This window comes from Aeromicrobium fastidiosum (assembly GCF_017876595.1).
GTDB lineage: Bacteria > Actinomycetota > Actinomycetes > Propionibacteriales > Nocardioidaceae > Aeromicrobium > Aeromicrobium fastidiosum.
This window is the reverse complement of the sequence record NZ_JAGIOG010000001.1, coordinates 2399012-2419509: the sequence shown is the minus strand read 5'-3', so window position 1 is coordinate 2419509 and position 20498 is coordinate 2399012. Positions and strand designations below refer to the sequence as shown.

Here is a 20498-nt window from a genome sequence, read left to right as displayed (position 1 = left end):
ACACGTCGCCGTCGCGCCATCCTACGACGCCGGTCGTTGCCGGCCCTGCCGCGTACGCCTAGGGGCGACCGTCGAGCAACCCTGTCCAGACCGCGACGTCGTCGAGCAGCTCGAGCAGCCTCTGACGCTCGCGATGGGCGGTCCGGACGTCGGCCGATGCCTCCCGCCGCGCACCCAGCAGGACGTCGACGAGCTCGGCGCTGCCGGTGTGCGTCGCCGCCTCGCACACGCGGGCGAAGCCGTGGCGGTAGAAGCCCGGCTCGTCCGACAGCGCCGAACCGACACCGCGGAGCTGGAGCTCACGCCGCAGGTCGAGGAGCACGACCGTGTCCTGCGCCCATGCAGGGAGGTTGCGCAGGTGCTGCGACTGCGGATAATCGGCCACCTGCGAAGGACGGACGAACCACATGACCCGCAGCGCCTCCCACGGGTCGTCGATGTCGCGCAGCGTCGTCGCGGTCAGCTCGAGGCGGTCGCCGAGCACGACGCGGCTCATCCCCAGGGCGCCATCGGTCGACTCGGCGACGCGATCGAGCACCGAGGCCAGCGACGTCTGCACGGCTCGGGCCCTCGGCGACACGGATGTCCCGTCGACTGCTGCCTCCGTCGCGCGGTTGCGACGGCGCACGGCCAAGTAGGCGATGCCGGCCAGGACGGGTGCGAGCGCGCTGAGGCCGACAGCCACCGCGACGACTGCTCCTGCGCCGCGCGAGAAGCGGTGGTCACCGGTCGTGACGAGGAGGATGACGACGACACCGACGGCGGTGAGCAGCCAGCCGCCCACGTCGCGGGCGGCGCGGCCCGGGTTCACTGCGGTGCGGTGAACGACCAGAGGTGGTCGACGCCGCCGGTGACCGCCACGACCGCGACGTCCTGCGTCAGGTCGGAGCGGTCGAACAGCTGGGTGGCGCACGCACCGACACCGAAGCGCTCGCCGAACCACTGCGACAGCGGCCGCGAGCTCATGCCCTGCCAGTGGAAGAACGGGCCCTGCTTCTTGTCGCGCAGCTTGTAGGTGGCCTTCTCGTCGGCCTGGATCAGGTCGACGGGCACGGCACCGTGGATCGCGGCCTCGATGGCCGCGAGGTCGGGCGTGGTCGTCGTCGGGTCCCAGAACAGGCGGATGACGAAGCCCGTTCCCTTGCCACCGGGAGCGGGGATGCCGCGGTACGTGCCGACGTACTTCTGGTCGGCTTGGCTCCACAGCTCGAAGGCGGCCTTGGCCTTCTTCTTGGCTCCCATGACGCCGGACTCGTCGCAGAGCTCGAGGAATCCTTCGGGAGAGGTCAGACGGGCGGCGATCTGGGCGTGCTCCACCACGGGAAGTCCTTCGGTTGTCGACAGGGCGTCACGATCCTAGGGCGACTCGCACGTGACGGTGAAGGGTGATGCCGGTCACATCTGGCGTCTCGCCGCTGCGCCGAGGACGAACGTCGAGGGGCGCGCATGTGACCCACCACGCCTGTCGACCTGCCTGCGACCGGCTGGCCCGCCGCGTTAGTGTGGGGAGCACACTTTCCCCTGCGCGCCAGCACTTACATCGGAAGAGGCGATCGAGGCTGTGGCCGAGTCCTCCCAAGACCATCCAACCCCTGATTTCGGCACGAACCAGTGGCTCGTCGAAGAGATGCACGACCGCTACCGGGAGGATCCCTCCTCGGTCGACGACACCTGGGTCACCTTCTTCGAGACCGGTGACGGTGCCGGTCTGAACGGAGCTGCGACGAACGGCTCGACACCCGCAACGGCCGCAACCGCCGCGACTCCCGCGCCGCCAGTGACGTCCCCCGCCTCCGACGTCACGCCCGCCGCCAAGACCGAGCCCGCGACCGCGACGCCGCCCGAGGAGAAGGCCCCCGACTCCCCCGCGCCCGTCAAGCCCGTCCCCGCCACCCCGCCCGCCGAGGCCGCCGCACCGACGCCCAACGGCAGCCACCCGTCCCCCGCCAAGCCCGCGTCGAGCGCCAAGGCGTCCGACAAGGGACGCGAGCCCGCCAAGGCCGCCGAGCAGCCCTCCGGACCCGGCGAGGTCGAGAAGGTCGTCCTGCGCGGAGCCGCGGCCCGCACCGTGGCCAACATGGATGCGAGCCTGACGGTCCCGACCGCCACGAGCGTCCGCTCCGTGCCGGTCAAGCTGCTCTTCGACAACCGCACGGTCATCAACAACCACCTCGCCCGCGCCCGCGGCGGCAAGGTGTCGTTCACGCACCTCATCGGCTACGCGATCGTCCAGGCCGTCAAGGCCATGCCCGAGATGAACACGGGCTACGAGGTCGACGAGAAGGGCAAGCCCAACCAGCTCAAGCCCGAGCACGTCAACTTCGGTCTCGCGATCGACCTCAAGAAGCCCGACGGATCACGCACCCTCCTCGTGCCATCGATCAAGGCCACCGAGACCATGAGCTTCGCGGAGTTCTGGTCCGCCTACGAGACCATGGTGCGCAAGGCGCGCGACAACAAGCTCGAGGTCTCCGACTTCCAGGGCACGACGCTGAGCCTGACCAACCCCGGTGGCATCGGCACCAACCACTCGGTGCCGCGTCTGATGTCAGGGCAGGGCGTCATCATCGGCGTCGGCTCGATGGAGTACCCGCCCGAGTTCCAGGGCGCCTCCGAGCACACGCTGGCGCAGATGGCGATCAGCAAGATGATGACCCTGACGTCGACCTACGACCACCGCGTCATCCAGGGTGCCCAGTCCGGCGAGTTCCTCAAGCGCGTCCACGCGCTGCTGCTGGGCGAGGACGGCTTCTACGACGACATCTTCCGCGCGCTGAAGATCCCGTACGAGCCGATCCGCTGGGCGCAGGACATCGCGGTCAGCCACGACGACGAGGTGCACAAGCAGTCGCGCGTCCTCGAGCTGATCCACGCGTTCCGCGTGCGCGGCCACCTGATGGCCGACACCAACCCGCTCGACAACTCGCCCCGCAGCCACCCCGATCTCGACACCGCATCGCACGGCCTGACGCTGTGGGATCTCGATCGTGAGTTCGCGACCGGCTCGTTCAAGAGCGAGAAGCGCTTCATGAAGCTGCGCGAGATCCTGGGCATCCTGCGCGACTCCTACGCCCGCACGATCGGCCTGGAGTACATGCACATCCAGGAGCCGTCCGAGCGCGAGTGGTTCCAGGAGCGCATCGAGCGTCCGCACACCAAGCCGCCGCGCGAGGAGCAGCTGCGCATCCTGCAGAAGCTCAACCAGGCCGAGGCCTTCGAGACCTTCCTGCAGACCAAGTTCGTCGGCCAGAAGCGGTTCAGCCTCGAGGGCGGCGAGACCACGATCCCGTTCCTCGACGAGATCTGCGAGGCCGCCGCGGCCGACAAGCTCGACGAGGTCTGCATCGGCATGGCGCACCGCGGCCGGCTCAACGCGCTGGTCAACATCGCCGGCAAGCGTCCGAGCCAGGTCTTCCGCGAGTTCGAGGGCAACATCGACCCTCGCACGGTGCAGGGCTCCGGTGACGTCAAGTACCACCTGGGCGTCGAGGGTGAGTTCACGTCCGGCAACGGCGACAAGGTCAAGGTCTCGATCGCGGCCAACCCCTCGCACCTCGAGGTCGTCGACCCCGTGCTCGAGGGCATCGCCCGCGCCAAGCAGGACCGACTCAACCAAGGCGCGGCCTACCCCGTCCTGCCAGTCCTCGTGCACGGCGACGCCGCGTTCGCCGGCCAGGGAGTCGTCGCCGAGACGCTCAACCTGTCGCAGCTGCGCGGCTACCGCACGGGCGGCACGATCCACCTCATCGTCAACAACCAGGTCGGCTTCACGACGTCCCCGTCGTCGTCGCGCTCGTCGACATACTGCACCGATGTCGCCCGCATGATCCAGGCACCTGTGTTCCACGTCAACGGCGACGACCCCGAGGCGTGCATCCGCGTGGCCCAGCTGGCCTACGAGTACCGGCGCACCTTCCACAAGGACGTCGTGATCGACCTGGTCTGCTACCGCCGCCGCGGTCACAACGAGGGCGACGACCCCTCGTTCACCCAGCCGCTGATGTACGACACGATCAACGCCAAGAAGTCGGTGCGCAAGCTCTACACCGAGGCCCTGGTCGGTCGTGGCGACATCACGCTGGAGGAGGCCGAGGTCGCGCTCACCGACTACCAGGCGCAGCTCGAGCGCAACTTCGCGGAGGTCAAGGAGGCTGCGGCCGACCTCGACTACACGCGGACGCCCGACTACCCCGAGAAGCCCGAGCACGCCGGCGAGCTGGTCACGGCGATCACGCCCGAGACCATGAAGGCGATCGCCGACTCGTACACCAACGTGCCCGAGGGCTTCACGGTCCACCCGAAGGTCCTGCCGCAGCTCCAGCGCCGCGCGCAGTCCATCTCGGCCGGGCCGATCGACTGGGGCACGGGCGAGATCCTCGCGATGGGCTCGCTGCTGCTCGACGGACGTCCGGTGCGCATCTCCGGCCAGGACACCCGCCGCGGCACGTTCTCGTCGCGGTTCGCGACGATCATCGACCGCACCAACGCCGACGAGTGGACCCCGCTGTCGCACGTCGGCGACGAGCAGGCGACGTTCCACGTGTACGACTCGCTGCTGAGCGAGTACGCCGCGCTCGGCTTCGAGTACGGCTACTCGGTCGCCCGTCCCGAGGCGCTGACGGTGTGGGAGGCGCAGTTCGGCGACTTCGTCAACGGCGCCCAGTCGGTCATCGACGAGTACATCTCGGCCGGAGAGACCAAGTGGGGCCAGAAGTCGGGCGTCGTCCTGCTGCTGCCCCACGGCTACGAGGGACAGGGACCCGACCACTCGTCGGCTCGCATCGAGCGCTTCCTGACGCTGTGCGCCGACGACGCCATGACGGTCGCGCAGCCCTCGACGCCCGCGTCGTACTTCCACCTGCTGCGTCGCCAGAACCTCGAGAGCGAGCACCGTCCGCTGATCGTGTTCACCCCGAAGTCGATGCTGCGCAGCAAGGCCGCGGCCTCGCAACCCGACGACTTCACGACCGGCTCGTTCCGTCCCGTCATCGGCGATGACACGATCGCCGACCCGTCGGCCGTCGAGCGCGTGCTGATCTGCTCGGGTCGTGTCACGTGGGACCTCGTGGCCGAACGCGAGAAGCGGGAGTCGGGCCAGTCGCGCACCGCGATCGTCCGTCTCGAGCAGATCTACCCGCGTCCGGTCGCCGAGCTCAACGCCGAGGTGGCCAAGTACCCCAACGCCCGTGAGGTGCGCTGGGTGCAGGACGAGCCCGCCAACCAGGGTCCGTGGCCGCACGTCGCACTGCACCTCAGCGGCGAGTTCGACGGTCTGCCGTTGCTGCGCGTGTCGCGTCCGGAGTCGTCCGCCCCCTCGGTCGGCTCGCACAGCCGGCACGTCGAGGAGCAGGCGACCCTGATGCAGCAGGCATTCGCCTGAGGTCGCTGCAGGAGCGCTGATGTACTTCACCGATCGCGGGATCGAGGAGCTCCAGGCCAGGCGGGGTGACGAAGAGGTCACCTTCGCCTGGCTGGCCGAGCAGCTCAGCACGTTCGTCGATCTCAACCCCGACTTCGAGATCCCGGTCGAGCGCCTGGCCACCTGGCTCGCCCGCCTCGACGACGAGGACGAGTAGGCTCATCGACATGGCCAAGACGCTGACATGTCCCTGCGGTGAGCAGCTCGTCGGACGCACCGACGACGAGTTCGTCACGACCGTCGACGCCCACCTGCAGGCCGCGCACGAGGGGCGCACCTACCCCGCGAGCATGATCCTGCAGATGGCTCAGACCATCCCCGACTGACTGGTCCCGACTGACCGACCCTGATGCACCGTGACCCGTATGTGGTCACGGTGCATCAGGTTTCGTCCGCCCCGGCTGACAGGGTGGGTCCATGAGATTCGACCAGCCGCCCGTCGTCCGGGTCTCGTGGTCCCCGCACCCGGACATCCCGCACGACCCGCGCGCATGGCCGCTGACGATCCCGGCCGTCCAGCAGGTCATGGCCGACGGCCTCGACCTGCGGCCCGGCGTGACGTTCCTGGTCGGCGAGAACGGTTCCGGCAAGTCGACGCTCGTCGAGGCCGTCGCGACCGCGTACGGACTGTCGCCCGAAGGCGGCACGGCCTTCGGGCGCCACGAGACCCGGGGGTCCGAGTCGCCGCTGCACCACCACCTGCAGGTGCAGCGCGGCATCGGTGCCGGACGGTGGGGGTTCTTCCTGCGTGCCGAGACGATGCACGGCTGGTACACCTACATGGACGCACACGGCGGCCCCAACGACACCGACTACCACGCGATGAGTCACGGTGAGTCGTTCCTCGAGGTGCTGACGCGCAAGTTCGACTCGCCGGGCTTCTACTGCCTCGACGAGCCCGAGGCAGCCTTGTCGTTCAGGTCGAGCCTGACGCTGATCCGCGTCCTGCACGACCTCGCAGCGTCCGGCGCGCAGGTGCTCTGCGCCACGCACTCCCCCGTGCTGGCCTCGCTGCCCGGGGCACGCGTCCTCGAGGTCGGCGACTGGGGCCTGCGTGAGACGACGTGGCACGAGCTCGAGCTCGTGCGCCACTACCGCGCCTACCTCGACACCCCGATGCGCTATCTGCGCCACACCCTTGCTGAGGACTGAGGCGTCAGCGGGTCAGCGCGTCAGGACGATCTTGCCGAAGACGCTGCCGTCGATGACGCTCTGCAGCCCGTCGGCAGCCTGCTCCATCGGGATCTCGCGGTCGATCAGCGGACGCGTGCCCGTGACGTCCATGAACTGCGCGAGGGCGTGCAGCTCGTCGCGCGTGCCCATCGTGGAGCCGTGCACGCGCATCTGCTGGAAGAAGATGCGGGTCAGCTCGGCGTGCGAGGGGGCGTCGCCCGAGGTGGCACCCGAGATGACGATCGTGCCGCCGGGGCGCATCGACCGGACCGAGTGCGACCACGTGGCCGCGCCGACGGTCTCCATGACCGCGTCGACCTTCGCCGGGAGCCTGGCACCGGACTCGAAGGCCTCGTGGGCCCCGATCTCGACCGCGCGCGCCCGCTTGTCCTCATCGCGGCTCGTGGCCCACACCCGGAAGCCTGCCGCCCGGGCCAGGGTGATGGCGGCCGTCGCGACGCCGCCGCCGGCACCCTGCACCAGCACGGTGTCGCCCTGCTTGAGGCCCGACTGGGTGAACAGCATGCGATAGGCCGTCAGCCACGCGGTCGGCAGGCACGCCGCCTCGGCGAACGACAGGCCCGCCGGCTTGGGCACGACGTTGCGGGTCGGCACGGCGACCTTCTCGGCGAACGTGCCCTGGTGACGCTCCGACAGCAGCGACCGCTTCGGATCGAGGGTCTCGTCGCCGCGCCACGACGGATCGCTGATGACGGCGTGCACCAGCACCTCGTTGCCGTCCTCGTCGTAGCCGGCGGCGTCGCAGCCGAGGATCATCGGCAGCGACGCCTCGCCCAGGCCCACGCCGCGCAGGCTCCACACGTCGTGGTGGTTGATCGATGCGGCCTTGACCGTGACGGTCGTCCAGCCCTCGGGCACCTCGGGATCGGGACGCTCGCCCACCACCAGCCCGGAGAGAGGGTCCCTGGGGTTGATCTGACCTGCGTAGACGGCGAACATGTCGAGCTGCTCCTCGGTGTCAGTACGGGCGGCGGGCCAGACCCTCGCGCCGTGCCGTGTCGGTGACGGCGCGGGCCACCGCCGTGGCGACGCGGGGGTCGAACGGCGACGGGATGACGTAGGTCTCGGACAGGTCGTCGCCCACCAGGTCGGCGATCGCCGTGGCGGCCGCGAGCTTCATGCCCTCGGAGATGCGCGTGGCCCGGACGTCGAGCGCGCCGCGGAAGATGCCCGGGAAGACCAGCACGTTGTTGATCTGGTTGGGGAAGTCGGAGCGGCCCGTGGCCACGACCCGCGCGTACCGGTGCGCGACGTCGGGGTGCACCTCGGGGTGCGGGTTGGCCATCGCGAAGACGATCGCCTCGGGTGCCATGCGGGCGACGGCCTCCTCCGGCACGGTGCCGCCGGAGACACCGATGAAGACGTCGGCCTGGTCGAGGGCGTCGGAGATCGAGCCGGGGCGTGCCCAGCCCGCGGTCTGGTCGGCGAGCCACTGCTTGACCTCGTTGAGGTCGTCACGACCCGGGTGGATGACACCCGCCCGGTCGACCACGGCGATCTTGCGGACGCCGGCGGACTGCAGGATCTTCATGATCGCGACACCGGCCGCGCCGGCACCGGAGATCACGACCTTGAAGTCCTCGAGGTCGCGGTCGGTGAGCCGGGCGGAGTTGATGAGCGCAGCGAGCGTCACGACCGCGGTGCCGTGCTGGTCGTCGTGGAAGACCGGGATGTCGAGGCGCTCGACGAGACGACGCTCGATCTCGAAGCACCGCGGGCTGGAGATGTCCTCCAGGTTGATGCCCCCGAACGACGGCGCGAGTCGCACGACGGTCTCGACGATCTCGTCGACGTCGGTCGTGTCGAGCGCGATCGGGATCGCGTCGACGCCGCCGAACTGCTTGAACAAGATGGCCTTGCCCTCCATGACCGGCATCGACGCGGCAGGGCCGATGTCACCGAGGCCGAGCACCGCGGTGCCGTCGGTGACGACCGCGACGGTGTTGGAGACCCACGTGTAGTCGTGGGCGACGTCGGGATCGGCCGCTATCGCCTCGCACACCCGGGCGACGCCCGGCGTGTACGCGAGCGAGAGATCGTGTGCGTCCCGGATCGGGACAGAGGCGGCGATGCTCATCTTGCCGCCCTGGTGCAGGGCGAAGACGGCGTCGTCGGGATCGGGGACGGCGGCGTGCACGTCGATGTCGGTGGCAACCATGAAGGGCGTGTTCCTCACGAGGGGACGGAGTCCTGGCGGGGCTCGATGGGACCGATCAGGTCGCCGGTGCGGTGTCTGGCCACAGCTGGAGCGAACCGCCTGGGCGGAAAGAGAGGCGGGTTGTGCCCGCTCTTCAGTCTGGCACAGCAACCGAGGCGCGACATGGGACGGTCGTCACACGGGCTGGTCGTCGGTGAGGGCGCGCGTCACCGGCGGAGCCAGCAGGCACGCCAGCACGACCACGGCGGGTACCGCGATGGCCGGCGCGAGCCACGCGGGGTCGCCGCGGAAGTTCCACGCGAGCCCCAGCTGGATGAGCTGGGCGAACACCAGGGGGCTCCTGGCCCACGCCTCCCCCACCGCGACGCGCGAGGCGGCCCACAGCAGGCCGCCCGCCACGACGAGCAGGAACAGGGTCGCGCCGATGCCCAGACCGACACGGTCCGACGACACGTCGAGCAGCTCGAGGACCGCCAGGACGCCGAAGGTCGACGCCTCCGCCGACACGATCACGGCCACGATCAGGAGCAGGGTTCTGGCCGTTCCCGACGGCCGTCCGGGAGACGTCACGGCGACAGCGTAGGCACCATGTGACTCATCCGACAATTCGCCGCATGTCGTTGCCCTTGTAAAGCACCTGAAATATTGAAACCATGGAGTCAATGCCCCTGATCAGGCCAAACAGGCCTGCCACGGGCGCAACACCGAACGGGAAGGAGTGTCCCCATGGACTGGCGCCACAAGTCGGCATGCCTCGATGAGGATCCTGAGCTCTTCTTCCCCATCGGCAACACGGGTCCCGCCATCTTGCAGATCGAAGAGGCCAAGGTCGTATGCCGCCGCTGTGATGTCCGCGAGCAGTGCCTTCAGTGGGCACTGGAGTCCGGACAGGATCACGGTGTGTGGGGAGGCTTGAGCGAAGACGAACGTCGAACGCTGAAGCGTCGCAATGCTCGGGCACGTATCCGTACCGCCTGAGCACACGCACGTATCGGTGAACCCCGTGGCCTGACGGCCGCGGGGTTCTTTGTATGCCCGTGCGGGCCGTCAGACGGTCAGCGAGATGGCGACCGTGGTGCCGCCACCGACCCGGGGCTCGAACCGTAGCGACCCGCCCAGCTCGCCCTCGACGAGCGTCGTCACGATCGACAGCCCCAGGCTGCGGGACGCGTCGAAGTCGTCGGGCAGGCCCATGCCGTCGTCGCTGACCCGCAGCCGCACCTTGTCGCGGATGCGGTTGACCGCGAGCGTCAGCGTGCCGCCCGACTCGTCGTAGGCGTGCGCCGACGCGTTCTGGATCAGCTCGGTCAGCACCATCGACAGGGGCGTGGCGATCTCGCCCGGCAGCAGCCCGAACGAGCCGAACCGCTCGGGCCGCACCAGGTTGGCCCCGGCCGGGCCGTTCGACACGTCGAGCACCGTGTGGAGCAGGCGGTCGGCGATCTCGTCGAACGCCACGAAGTCGCTGAACGACTGGCTGAGCGTCTCGTGCACCAGCGCGATCGAGCCGACGCGTCGCACCGCCTCCTCGAGCGCCGCCCGCGCCTCGGGATTCTCGGTGCGACGTCCCTGCAGCCGCAGCAGCGCCGCGACGGTCTGCAGGTTGTTCTTGACCCGGTGGTGGATCTCGCGGATCGTCGCGTCCTTCGACACCAGCTCGCGCTCGCGCAGGCGCAGCTCGGTGACGTCCCGCAGGAGGATCAGCGATCCGCTGCGCTGGCCGGACGACCGCAGCGGGATCGTGCGCACCAGGAGCGAGGCGTTGGCGTTCTCGATCTCGGCCTCGGACGCCTCGCGGCCGCTGAGCACGCCACGGGCACCGCGGTCGGTCGGACGGCGGCCCACCAGGCCCGTCGTGACGTCGCCCAGGTGGGTGCCGACGAGGTCGCCGGTCAGCCCCAGCCGGCGGTACGCGGACAGCGCGTTGGGGCTGGTGTAGCGCACGACCCCCCGCACGTCGGTGCGGATGAACCCGTCGCCGACCCGCAGCGAGTCGGCCAGGTCCGAGCGGGCACCGGGCACCGGGAACTCGCCGCGGCGGATCATGGCACCCAGCTCGCCGGCGGCCTCGAAGTAGGCCCGCTCGAGCGTGCTCGCGGTGCGCAGGCCCGTCTCGCTGCTGCGCCGGGCGATGACGCCGATCGTCGTGCCCGCGCGACGCACCGGGATGGCCTCGACCAGGACGCGGGTGCCGTCGGCCTGCTCCTCCAGGTGCTCGGGCACGACCCGGCCCGTCGTCAGCGCCTTCTCCACCGGGTGCTCGCCCGCGGCCTTGCTGGGCAGGAACGTGCCCGCGACGTCCTCGAGCAGCGTCGTCGGACCGGTCGTCGGTCGGATCTGCGCACCGGCCCACATGCCCTTGGCCTCGGCGTCGGGCACCCACAGCACGAGGTCGGAGAACGACAGGTCGGCGATGATCTGCCAGTCGGTGACCAGGGCGTGCAGCCACGCGACGTCGTCGGACGTCAGGGACGTCTGGAACTGCGCGATGTCGTCGAGCGAGGGCACCCGTGCAGCGTAGTCGGGGCCGAACGGGCCGGGTGTCCGTGACACGATGAACAGATGTCGGAGGCGTACTGGCAGGCGGTCATGCAGAGCGGCATGGACGTGCCCGGCGACCGAGGTCTCGACGAGAGCACCGTCGAGCTGGTCGAGATGCTGGGACACCCCAACCCGCGCACCCGCGAGGACCTCGCGTATCCCCTGTTGACGACGTGGATCACGCGCGGTGTGTACGACCAGCTGCTGGCCGGTCTGGGCGACGGCATTGCCCCGGGCCTGCGGTACGGGCTCGGCCACGACGGCGACGTGTCGGTCATGCGCCGGTCGTACAGCGCGCTGATGCTGGCCGAGATCATCGGCCGCGACAACAACGAGCACCTGATGTCGTCGGAGTCGGTGCTCGACTGGGGCGACCGGGCGACGGCCTGGTACGTCCGCGAGCAGGACCACCGCGGCTGGATACCCGAGCAGGGCTGGGCCAATGCGATCGCCCACGGCGCCGATCTGCTGGCCGCCCTGGCCCGGTCGCGGCACTTCGGTCGCCTCGAGCTGACGGTGCTGCTCGACGTCATCGCCGACCGGGTGCTGACTCCCACGGCCTACATCTGGCGGCACGGCGAGGACGATCGCCTGGCCTACGCCGTCATGACGCTGCTGCACCGCAACGAGCTCGACCCCGTCATCGTCGAGCCGTGGCTCGTGCGACTCGGACAGGGCATCAAGCCGCCGCAGACCCGCGGGCACCTCGAGGCCGAGTGGCCCTCCCCCGGCGTCCGCAACACCTCGTCGTTCCTGAGGGCGCTGCACCTGCAGCTCGCGCTCGGCGTGCAGGGTCGCGACGACCTGCGCGCCGACGCCGAGCTGTTCGCCGAGCAGCCCGCCCACCGCGCCGACCTGATCCTGGCGGTGCTCGACCAGATCCGGGCCGAGCAGCCGTGGCTGTACCGGCCGACGACGCGCGCGCGTCCGCTGGGCTGAGACCTCTCCGGCGGGAGTCTCTACCGTCCAGTAACGTGCGTCACATGACGACCGACCAGACCACCGAGCCGCAGCACGGCGGCATCCTCGCCCTCGACGTGGCACGAGCCCACGGCGTCTCGACGCTGTTCACGCTCTCGGGCGCACACGTGTTTCCGATGTACGACGCCGCGGTCAAGACCGAGCCCGCGATGCCGATCATCGACGTGCGTCACGAGCCGACCGCGGTCTTCGCCGCCGAGGCGATCGGCAAGCTGACCCGCACCCCGGGCCTCGCCGTGCTAACGGCGGGGCCGGGCGTCACCAACGGCGTCAGCGCCGTGGCGCAGGCGAGCTTCTCGGGGTCGCCGCTCGTCGTGGTCGGGGGCCGCGCGCCCAACAACCGCTGGGGCACCGGCAGCCTGCAGGAGCTCGACCACCCGCCGATCTTCTCGTCGATCTCGAAGTCGTCGACCACGGCGCACACCGTCGCCGACATCGCCCCGACGATCGACGAGGCGTTCACGCTGGCCGGCTCGTCGCACCGCGGGCCCACGTTCGTCGACGTCCCGATGGACGAGTTCTTCAACAGCGCGGCCACCGGCAGCCCGTCGCAGGGCAACACCACGGCACCCGTGCAGCCCGATCCCGACGCCCTGCGGGCAATCGCCGAGCTGCTCCGCACGTCCGAGCGCCCCGTGCTGGTGCTCGGCACCGATGTGTGGGCCGACCGGGCCGAGGTCGCCGCGCTGCAGTTCGTCCAGGAGACCGGCATCCCGGTGATCTCGAACGGCATGGGCCGCGGCATCGTGCCCGGCGGGCACCCGCAGCTCGTCACCAAGGCCCGCTCGACGTCGTTCAACCGTGCCGACCTCGTGATCGTCGTCGGCACGCCGCTCGACTTCCGGCTCGGCTACGGCGTCTTCGGCGGCAAGGATGGTGCCACGCCGGCCCGCACGGTGCACGTCGCCGACTCCGCCGGTCAGGTCTCGTCGCACGCCGACACCGCGGCGACGGCCCACGGCGACCTGAGCCTGTTCTTCACAGGCCTGTTCGACGCCTTGACGGGATCGGCCGCCCACGGCTCACGTCCCGACTGGACGCCATGGCTGTCGACCCTGCAGGACGAGGTCGCCGCGGCGACCGCCCGCGACAGCGAGCTGCTGACCGCCGAGGCCGACCCGATCCACCCCGCCCGCATCTACGGCGAGCTGCTCCCCCGGCTGGCCGACGACGCCGTCGTGATCGGCGACGGCGGCGACTTCGTGTCGTTCGCAGGCAAGTTCGTCGAGCCCAAGCGCCCCGGCGGCTGGCTCGATCCCGGGCCGTACGGCTGCCTCGGTGCCGGCATGGGTGCGGCGATGGCGGCGCGCATCGCCAGGCCGTCGAGCCAAGTCGTGCTGCTGTACGGCGACGGTGCCGCGGGCATGTCGCTGATGGACGTCGACACGCTGGTGCGCCACGACCTGCCGGTCGTGATGATCGTCGGCAACAACTCCGCGTGGGGCCTCGAGAAGGGGCCCATGCAGTGGATCTACGGCTACGACGTCGCCGCCGACCTCGCCCCGCAGACGCGCTACGACCAGGTCGTCACGGCCCTCGGCGGCGGTGGCGAGATGGTCACCGACCCGCGCCAGATCGGGCCGGCGATCGACCGCGCCCTCGCCTCGGGCGTGCCCTACCTCGTCAACGTCATGACAGACGTCGACGCCGCCTACCCCCGTGCCACCACCGGCATCTGACCTCGTCGTCCGTCCCGTCCGCGCCGACGAGCACGACGAGGTCGGACGATTGACGGTCGCCGGCTACGAGGCCGACGGACACCTGACCCGCGCCGACGGCACGTACGACCACGAGTACGCCGCGTGGATCGGCGACGTCGCGGGTCGCGCCGACGACAGCGAGGTGCTGGTGGCCGTCGACGGCAAGCATCTGGTCGGCACCGTCACGTGGTGCCCTCACGGATCGGCGTTCGCGCAGCTCGCCCGACAGCCTTTCCAGGCCGAGTTCAGGACGTTGTCGGTCGATCCACGTGCACGAGGACGCGGCGTCGGGCGCGCACTGGTCGAGGCCTGCGTCGACCGAGCACGGCGAGCGGGTCTGACCGAGGTGCTGCTGTGCTCGCTGACCGAGATGACGACGGCTCACCGGCTCTACCGGTCCATGGGCTTCGCACGACGTCCTGAGCTCGACTGGACGCCGGTGCCCGGGGCGCACCTGTGGGGCTTCGCGCTGGCCCTGCCGCCCGACGACGGGAGCCGGTGAGGGTACCCTCACCAGGTGCCTCCCGACGTCTCCGCTCCACCGATGTCGGCAGCGGCGCTCATGTGGCGAGGCGTGCGTCGGCACCGCGCCAGGCTCCTGGGCTGCTACGCCCTGATCACCTCCTGGCTGCTGTGCGAGGCCCTCGTGCCGGTCGTGATCGGCGTCATGATCGACCGGGCCGTGACCACCGGCGACCTCGACCAGCTCGCGGTCTGGGGAGGCGTGCTGGTCACGCTGTTCGTGGTGCTCAGCTACTCGTACCGGCTCGGTGCCCGCTTCGGCGTCGCCGCGCTGCAGCTCGAGGTGCACCTCCTGCGGGTGGAGGTCAGCGAGCACGTCCTGGGTGCCGGCGGCGCCCGCACCGGTCTGCTGCCCGGCGAGACCCTCTCGCTGGCCACCTCGGACGCCGAGACGATCGGCGAGCTGCTGTGGAACATCGGCTACACGCTCGCAGGGCTCGTGGGCGTCGTCGTGAGCGCTGTCGTGCTGTTCGAGATCGACCTGCTGCTGGGGCTCGTGGTGCTGATCGGCGTGCCGCTCGTGCTGGTCGTGATCCAGGTCGTCACGCCGCTGATCGCCCGAGACACGACCGACCAGCAGGCCGGCATCGCCACCGCGACGGGCGTCGCGACCGATCTGCTCAAGGGGCTGCGGCCCCTGAAGGGCGTCGGGGCCGAGGACGTCGCGACGTCGCGCTACCGCGTGCACAGCGCGACCGCCCGCGACGCGAGCATCCGGGTGGCCCGGTCGTCCGGCTACATGTACGGGCTCACCGCGGGCCTCAGCGGCCTGTTCCTCGCACTGGTGGCCTACCTGGCCGGCACCCGCGCGCTCGACGGCGACATCAGCATCGGCGAGCTCATCGCGATCGTCGGCCTGACCCAGTTCCTGGCCGAGCCCATCGCGGGACTCGGCGAGACGAGCGCCCAGGTCGCGCGCTCGTTCGCATCAGCCAAGCGACTGGTGGAGTTCCTGCACACCCCGCCTCTCGCGACCCACGGCTCGACCGTGCTCGACGACCCACGGGCCGAGCTCTCGCTCGCGTCCATGACCTCCGGCCCCCTCTGCGACGTCGACCTGTCACCCCGCCTCGGCGAGCTCGTGGGCGTCGTCGTCGACGACCCGGCCGGCGCGGACGCCGTCGTGCGCCTCGTGCGGGGCGAGGTGCGGCCCGACGAGCGGTCGGGCAGCCTGACGCTCGGCGGCCACCCGGTCGACGAGCTGACGATCGACTCGCTCCGCTCGCGCGTCGTCGTGAGCCAGCACCACGTCGACCTGTTCGAGGGGACGCTGCGCACGACGATCGACCCCGATGACGTCCTCGACGACGACCAGCTGGCCGCGATCCTCGAGGCCTCGGCGGCCAGCGACGTCGTCGACCTCCACCCCGAGGGCCTCCGGCAGCCGATCAGCGCGGGCGGTGCGACGTTCTCCGGCGGGCAGCGCCAGCGCATCGCACTGGCCCGGGCCATGGCCACCCGCGCCCCGATCCTCGTGCTGGCCGAGCCGACCAGCGCGGTCGACGCCATGACCGAGCAGCGCATCGCCGACGGCATCCGGTCGCTCCGGCACCCCGAGGGGTCCTCGCTCAGCACCCTCGTCATCACCTCGAGCCCCGCGCTCCTGGCGTCGGCCGACCGCGTCGTCATGATCAGCGACGGGCGGGTCGTCGCGACGGGGACGCACCACGACCTCGCGCAGCGCGACGACTACCGCGAGGCGGTGCTGCGATGAGCCGGAACCTGCTGCCCATCGCGTCCCGCGGCGAGACGACCCGCCTGGCCGCGACACTGCTGCGGGCGCACCGGCGTCCGCTGATCGTCTCCGCCGTGGCGTTCGTGGTGGTGGGGCTCGCGGGTCTCGTCGCCCCGTGGGTCCTCGGGCAGATCGTCGACACCGTCTCGACCGGTGGCGAGTCGTCGGACATCCTGCGCGGGACCCTGCTGATCGTCGCGGCCAGCATCGTCGCGGGCATCGGCACGTCGCTGTCGGTCACCTACCTCGCCCGGGCCGGCGAGCCGGCGCTGGCCGATCTGCGCGAGCAGGCGCTCGACCGCGCCCTGCACCTCGACAGCATCCGCCTCGAGGAGGCCGGTGCGGGCGACCTGCTGTCACGCATGGGCGACGACGTGCGCTCGGTGGCCACGTCGCTGACCGAGATCATCCCCCTGCTGATCGGCTCGCTCGTCGCGGTCGTGTTCACCGCGGGCGGGCTGTTCGCGCTCGACTGGCGACTGGGCCTGGCCGGGCTGGCCAGCGCCCCGTTCTACGCGATGGGGCTGCGGTGGTACCTGCCCCGGTCGGGGCCCTACTACCGGCGCGAGCGCATCGCCGAGGGCGAGCGCGCCGAGGCGCTGGTCAACGGCGTGCAGGGTGCCGCGACGTTGCGGGCGCTGTCGCGCGAGCAGGCCCAGATCGACCTCATCACGCACCACTCGCGGCACACCATGGGCATCACGCTCGACGTGTTCAGGCTGCTGACCCGGTTCGGTGCGCGCACCAACAGGTCTGAGCTGATCGGCCTGCTGCTGGTGCTGGGCACGGGCTTCTTCCTGGTGCGCGACGACCTGACCACGGTCGGTGCCGTGACCGCGGCGGCCCTCTACTTCCACCGACTGTTCAACCCCATCGGCGCACTGCTGATGATCTTCGACGACGTGCAGTCGGCGGGTGCCTCGCTCGCCCGCCTCGCCGGCATCGCCCTGCTGGAACCGCCCCCGGTGCCCGACGGACCGTCGCCCGTCCGCCACGGCACGTTCGAGCTGACCGGCATCAGCCACGAGTACGTGGCCGGCCGTCCGGTGCTGTCCGACGTGACGCTGCGCATCCTCGACGGCGAGCGCGTGGCGCTGGTGGGTGCGACTGGTGCCGGCAAGAGCACGCTGGGCGCCGTCGCAGCAGGTCTCCTGGTGCCCACTCGCGGGCGGGTGACGGTGGGGGGCTTCCCGCTCGACGCCCTCGACCCCTCCCACGTGCGGTCGAGCATCGCGCTCATCACGCAGGACGTCCACGTCTTCTCGGGCACCGTGCGCGACAACGTCGACCTCGCCCGGCCCGATGCGTCCGACGAAGAGATCCGCTCGGCGCTCGCGACGGTGCGCGCCCTGTCGTGGGTCGACGCTTTGTCCGACGGATGGTCGACGGTCGTCGGCGACCACGGCCATCCGCTCACGCCGTCGCAGGCCCAGCAGCTCGCGCTGGCGCGGGTGCTGCTGCACGACCCGGTCGTCGCGGTGTTCGACGAGGCGACCGCCGAGGCCGGCTCGAGCGGCGCACGAGAGCTGGAAGAGGCAGCTGTCGCCGTCACCCGGGGACGCACCTCGCTCGTCGTGGCGCACCGTCTCACCCAGGCGCAGTCGGCCGACCGGGTCGTCGTGATGCACGAGGGACGCATCGTCGAGGAGGGCACCCACGACGAGCTCGTCGAGGCCGGCGGTCGCTACGCCGATCTCTGGTCCGCCTGGTCCACCTGACCCACGCTGACGCGCGGGTTACGACGGGCGGAACCCGCGCCTCGGCGGTGCGGAAGCCGCGCCTCGGCGGTGCGAAACCCACGCGTCAGCGGTGGTCTAGGTTGGGGGGATGGAGACTGCGAGCGTCACCCACCTCGTCATGCCCGGCGACACCGCGCTGGCGCTCGGGTCGGGCGATCTCGAGGTGCTGGCGACGCCGCGGGTGCTGGCCTGGCTGGAGGAGGCGACGTGCGCAGCCCTCGACCTGCCTCCGGAGCAGACCAGCGTCGGCACCCGCGTCGAGCTCGAGCACCTGGCGGCCAGCCCGGTCGGCGCCGAGGTCACCGCGACCGCCACCGTGATCCACACCGACGGGCGACTCGTGCGGTTCCAGGTCGTCGCGCAGGACGCAGGCGGAACCCTGCTGGCGTCCGGCGAGGTGCGGCGGGTCGTGGTCGACCGGGAGCGCTTCGTCGCGCGGATCACCCCTGTGGGAGACTGAGTCAACGTCTTTCGAGGAGGAACACCATGGGCAAGACCGGCCGCAAGCGTCGTGCACGCCGCAAGAAGGGCGCCAACCACGGCAAGCGTCCCAACGCTTGACCTGAGCGCACCTCGTGCACCGAAGCCCCCGTCCTGCTGGACGGGGGCTTCGTCGTGCGGTGGCTCCGGTGGTCGCCGGATGGGCGGCTACTCCTCGTCGCCCAGCAGGAACGCGTGCGTGAGGCCCGCGACGGCCGCACCGATGACGGGTGCCGCGATGAACACCCACACCTGCGCCAGCGCGTCCCCGCCCGCGAACCACGCCACGCCCAGCGAACGCGCGGGGTTCACCGAGGTGTTGCTGACCGGGATGCTGATGAGGTGGATGAGCGTCAGCGCCAGGCCGATCGCGACGCCGGAGAAGCCGGCCGCCGCGCGCTTGGACGACGCACCCAGGATGACCAGCACGAAGAACGCGGTCAGCACGATCTCGGTGATCACGACGGCCCAGAAGCCGTAGCCGTCGGGCGAGCGGTCGCCGAAGCCGTTGGAGGCGAAGCCCGAAGCCGTCGCGCTGAAGCCGTCCTTGCCGTTGGCGATGCCGAGCAGCAGCGCCGCCGCCACCGTGGCACCGACGACCTGCGCGACGACGTAGCCGGGAGCGTCGCGCCACCCGAACCGCTTGGCGGCAGCCAGCCCGACCGTCACGGCGGGGTTGAAGTGCCCGCCCGACACGGGGCCGAAGGCATACGCCCCGGTCAGGACCGTCAGGCCGAAGGCCGCGGCGATGCCGCCGGGGCCCACGACGTCACCGGCGAGGACGGCGGTGCCGCAGCCGCCCAGCACGAGCCAGAAAGTGCCCAGCAGCTCGGCACCGAGCTTCTGCGCCGTGGTGGGGTGGGTGGTCAGGTCGTTCATGATCGTTCCGTCCTCGTCGGTGCTCCCCCAGTGGGAGACACCCGTTGGTCGTCACGACGGCCGAGATCGTCACGATCGGACGGACGTTACCTGACTCACACCCCGGTGTGGAGGCGTTCGAGTCGGTTCAGACCGTGCGTTGCTCGGTGATCTGCACCTGCACGGTGCGGATCGACAGCAGCACCTTCTCGCGCAGGGGGTCGGGCGCGACCTCCGAGCACGAGCGGGACACCAGGCTCTTGACGACACGCTCGAGGTCGTACTCGCTCAGGCAGCTCGTGCACTCGTCGATGTGGGTCTGGATCTCCGCACAGCTCGCGGTGTCGATCTCCTGATCGATGAAGAGGTAGAGCTTGTCGAGGGCCTGCTCGCAGTCGGGTCCTTCGCACGGGTTGGCGCTCACTTCGTCTCACCCGCTCCCGTGACGGCCATGCCGCGGTCGCGGGCGTAGTCGGCCAGCATCTCGCGGAGCATGCGTCGTCCGCGGTGCAGACGCGACATCACGGTGCCGATCGGCGTGTCCATGATCTCGGCGATCTCCTTGTACGGGAAACCCTCGACGTCGGCGAGGTAGACCGCGTAGCGGAAGTCTTCGGGCAGTGCCTGCAGCGCGTCCTTGACGTCGCTGTCGGGGAGGTGCTCGAGCGCCTCCATCTCAGCCGACTTGAGCCCGGACGATCCGTGCGACTCGGCGCGCGCGATCTGCCAGTCCTCGATCTCGTCGGTGACCTGCTGCGGCTGACGCTGCTTCTTGCGGTACGAGTTGATGTAGGTGTTGGTCAGGATGCGGTACAGCCAGGCCTTGAGGTTGGTGCCCGGCTTGAACTGGTGGAAGGCGCTGAACGCCTTGGAGAACGTCTCCTGCACCAGGTCTTCGGCGTCGTGCGGGTTGCGCGTCATGCGCAGCGCCGCCGAGTAGAGCTGGTCGAGGAAGGGCAGGGCGTCGGCCTCGAAGCGGGCCTGCCTCTGCTCCGGGGTCTCGGTCTCTCGGTTGTCGGGGACCTCTGGGGTCTCAGGGGTGACGGTCATCGCGTCCCAGCCTACTCCCGGCTTCGGACGCTTGCGCAGTGGTGCGATCGTGCGATCGGCCACTCGGTGGGTCTCGGTCAGCATGTGTCCTCCTGCGGGGTTCAACCCTGCGGAGGGGCGC

Annotated in this window: 21 protein-coding genes; 12 read left to right on the top strand and 9 right to left on the bottom strand. The window is 70.5% G+C overall.

Annotated elements, in window-relative coordinates; translation table 11 throughout:
• Positions 1 to 58: 58 nt before the first annotated feature.
• Together JOF40_RS12000 and JOF40_RS11995 are read right to left on the bottom strand one after the other, a co-directional pair.
• On the bottom strand, positions 59 to 811 hold the full coding sequence (locus JOF40_RS12000; RefSeq protein WP_129185030.1) for a hypothetical protein: 753 nt from the start codon (positions 809 to 811) through the stop codon (positions 59 to 61).
• Positions 808 to 1317 carry a hypothetical protein gene (locus JOF40_RS11995; protein WP_209674561.1) on the bottom strand — a complete coding sequence of 170 codons (510 nt, stop codon included), beginning with the start codon at positions 1315 to 1317 and terminating at the stop codon, positions 808 to 810. Before JOF40_RS11995 ends, JOF40_RS12000 begins: the two co-directional genes overlap by 4 nt.
• A gap of 244 nt (positions 1318 to 1561) precedes the next feature.
• Between JOF40_RS11995 and JOF40_RS11990 the strand changes: the two genes are divergently transcribed.
• The 4 genes from JOF40_RS11990 to JOF40_RS11975 all read left to right on the top strand — a co-directional run bounded on the left by JOF40_RS11990 (position 1562) and on the right by JOF40_RS11975 (position 6571).
• On the top strand, positions 1562 to 5380 hold the full coding sequence (locus tag JOF40_RS11990; RefSeq protein WP_129185034.1) for a multifunctional oxoglutarate decarboxylase/oxoglutarate dehydrogenase thiamine pyrophosphate-binding subunit/dihydrolipoyllysine-residue succinyltransferase subunit: 3819 nt from the start codon (positions 1562 to 1564) through the stop codon (positions 5378 to 5380).
• Positions 5381 to 5399: 19 nt separating this feature from the next.
• The gene (locus JOF40_RS11985) at positions 5400 to 5576 is read left to right on the top strand and encodes a DUF6104 family protein (protein WP_188111919.1); all 177 of its coding nucleotides are present in this window, start codon (positions 5400 to 5402) and stop codon (positions 5574 to 5576) included.
• A gap of 10 nt (positions 5577 to 5586) precedes the next feature.
• Positions 5587 to 5745: a DUF1059 domain-containing protein gene (locus JOF40_RS11980; protein WP_188111918.1), complete on the top strand. Its 159-nt coding sequence runs from the start codon at positions 5587 to 5589 to the stop codon at positions 5743 to 5745.
• A gap of 91 nt (positions 5746 to 5836) precedes the next feature.
• Positions 5837 to 6571 (top strand): AAA family ATPase, encoded by a 735-nt coding sequence (locus JOF40_RS11975; protein WP_129185036.1) that lies wholly within the window; start codon positions 5837 to 5839, stop codon positions 6569 to 6571.
• Positions 6572 to 6583: 12 nt separating this feature from the next.
• Here JOF40_RS11975 and JOF40_RS11970 read toward each other — a convergent pair whose 3' ends face one another.
• From JOF40_RS11970 to JOF40_RS11960, 3 genes are all read right to left on the bottom strand, one after another.
• The gene (locus tag JOF40_RS11970) at positions 6584 to 7552 is read right to left on the bottom strand and encodes a zinc-binding dehydrogenase (protein ID WP_129185037.1); all 969 of its coding nucleotides are present in this window, start codon (positions 7550 to 7552) and stop codon (positions 6584 to 6586) included.
• 19 nt (positions 7553 to 7571) lie between these two features.
• Positions 7572 to 8771 carry an NAD(P)-dependent malic enzyme gene (locus JOF40_RS11965; protein ID WP_129185038.1) on the bottom strand — a complete coding sequence of 400 codons (1200 nt, stop codon included), beginning with the start codon at positions 8769 to 8771 and terminating at the stop codon, positions 7572 to 7574.
• 174 nt (positions 8772 to 8945) lie between these two features.
• A complete protein-coding gene (locus JOF40_RS11960) occupies positions 8946 to 9341 on the bottom strand; it encodes a hypothetical protein (RefSeq protein ID WP_129185039.1) in 396 nt (131 codons plus the stop codon).
• 156 nt (positions 9342 to 9497) lie between these two features.
• On the opposite strand from JOF40_RS11960, the gene JOF40_RS11955 reads away from it, so the two are divergent.
• A complete protein-coding gene (locus JOF40_RS11955) occupies positions 9498 to 9749 on the top strand; it encodes a WhiB family transcriptional regulator (protein ID WP_082530375.1) in 252 nt (83 codons plus the stop codon).
• Positions 9750 to 9818: 69 nt separating this feature from the next.
• Here JOF40_RS11955 and JOF40_RS11950 read toward each other — a convergent pair whose 3' ends face one another.
• Complete coding sequence (locus JOF40_RS11950; protein ID WP_307800768.1) at positions 9819 to 11324, bottom strand: sensor histidine kinase; 1506 nt, start codon at positions 11322 to 11324, stop codon at positions 9819 to 9821.
• A 9-nt stretch (positions 11325 to 11333) separates the two neighbouring features.
• Here JOF40_RS11950 and JOF40_RS11945 point away from each other — a divergent pair, with 9 nt between their 5' ends.
• The 7 genes from JOF40_RS11945 to JOF40_RS20370 all read left to right on the top strand — a co-directional run bounded on the left by JOF40_RS11945 (position 11334) and on the right by JOF40_RS20370 (position 18550).
• Positions 11334 to 12251, top strand: a complete 918-nt coding sequence (locus tag JOF40_RS11945) for a DUF2785 domain-containing protein (RefSeq protein ID WP_129185041.1) — start codon at positions 11334 to 11336, stop codon at positions 12249 to 12251.
• Between the two features lie 44 nt (positions 12252 to 12295).
• The gene (locus JOF40_RS11940; RefSeq protein WP_129185042.1) at positions 12296 to 13972 is read left to right on the top strand and encodes an acetolactate synthase; all 1677 of its coding nucleotides are present in this window, start codon (positions 12296 to 12298) and stop codon (positions 13970 to 13972) included.
• Entirely contained in the window at positions 13953 to 14495 is a 543-nt protein-coding gene (locus JOF40_RS11935; RefSeq protein WP_129185043.1) for a GNAT family N-acetyltransferase, read from the top strand. Before JOF40_RS11940 ends, JOF40_RS11935 begins: the two co-directional genes overlap by 20 nt.
• Before the next feature lie 15 nt (positions 14496 to 14510).
• Positions 14511 to 16229 carry an ABC transporter ATP-binding protein gene (locus tag JOF40_RS11930; RefSeq protein WP_129185044.1) on the top strand — a complete coding sequence of 573 codons (1719 nt, stop codon included), beginning with the start codon at positions 14511 to 14513 and terminating at the stop codon, positions 16227 to 16229.
• Positions 16226 to 17968, top strand: coding sequence for an ABC transporter ATP-binding protein (locus JOF40_RS11925; protein WP_129185045.1), 1743 nt, complete (start codon positions 16226 to 16228; stop codon positions 17966 to 17968). The genes JOF40_RS11930 and JOF40_RS11925 overlap by 4 nt, the downstream gene beginning before the upstream one ends.
• A 109-nt stretch (positions 17969 to 18077) precedes the next feature.
• Positions 18078 to 18449, top strand: coding sequence for a thioesterase family protein (locus JOF40_RS11920; protein WP_129185046.1), 372 nt, complete (start codon positions 18078 to 18080; stop codon positions 18447 to 18449).
• A 26-nt stretch (positions 18450 to 18475) separates the two neighbouring features.
• The gene (locus tag JOF40_RS20370) at positions 18476 to 18550 is read left to right on the top strand and encodes a 50S ribosomal protein bL37 (RefSeq protein ID WP_369797015.1); all 75 of its coding nucleotides are present in this window, start codon (positions 18476 to 18478) and stop codon (positions 18548 to 18550) included.
• A gap of 87 nt (positions 18551 to 18637) precedes the next feature.
• Here JOF40_RS20370 and aqpZ read toward each other — a convergent pair whose 3' ends face one another.
• From aqpZ to JOF40_RS11905, 3 genes are all read right to left on the bottom strand, one after another.
• A complete protein-coding gene (gene aqpZ / locus JOF40_RS11915) occupies positions 18638 to 19348 on the bottom strand; it encodes an aquaporin Z (protein ID WP_129185047.1) in 711 nt (236 codons plus the stop codon).
• A gap of 127 nt (positions 19349 to 19475) precedes the next feature.
• The gene (gene rsrA, locus JOF40_RS11910) at positions 19476 to 19751 is read right to left on the bottom strand and encodes a mycothiol system anti-sigma-R factor (RefSeq protein WP_129185048.1); all 276 of its coding nucleotides are present in this window, start codon (positions 19749 to 19751) and stop codon (positions 19476 to 19478) included.
• Positions 19748 to 20461 (bottom strand): sigma-70 family RNA polymerase sigma factor, encoded by a 714-nt coding sequence (locus JOF40_RS11905; protein WP_372440736.1) that lies wholly within the window; start codon positions 20459 to 20461, stop codon positions 19748 to 19750. The genes rsrA and JOF40_RS11905 overlap by 4 nt, the downstream gene beginning before the upstream one ends.
• Positions 20462 to 20498: the final 37 nt, after the last annotated feature.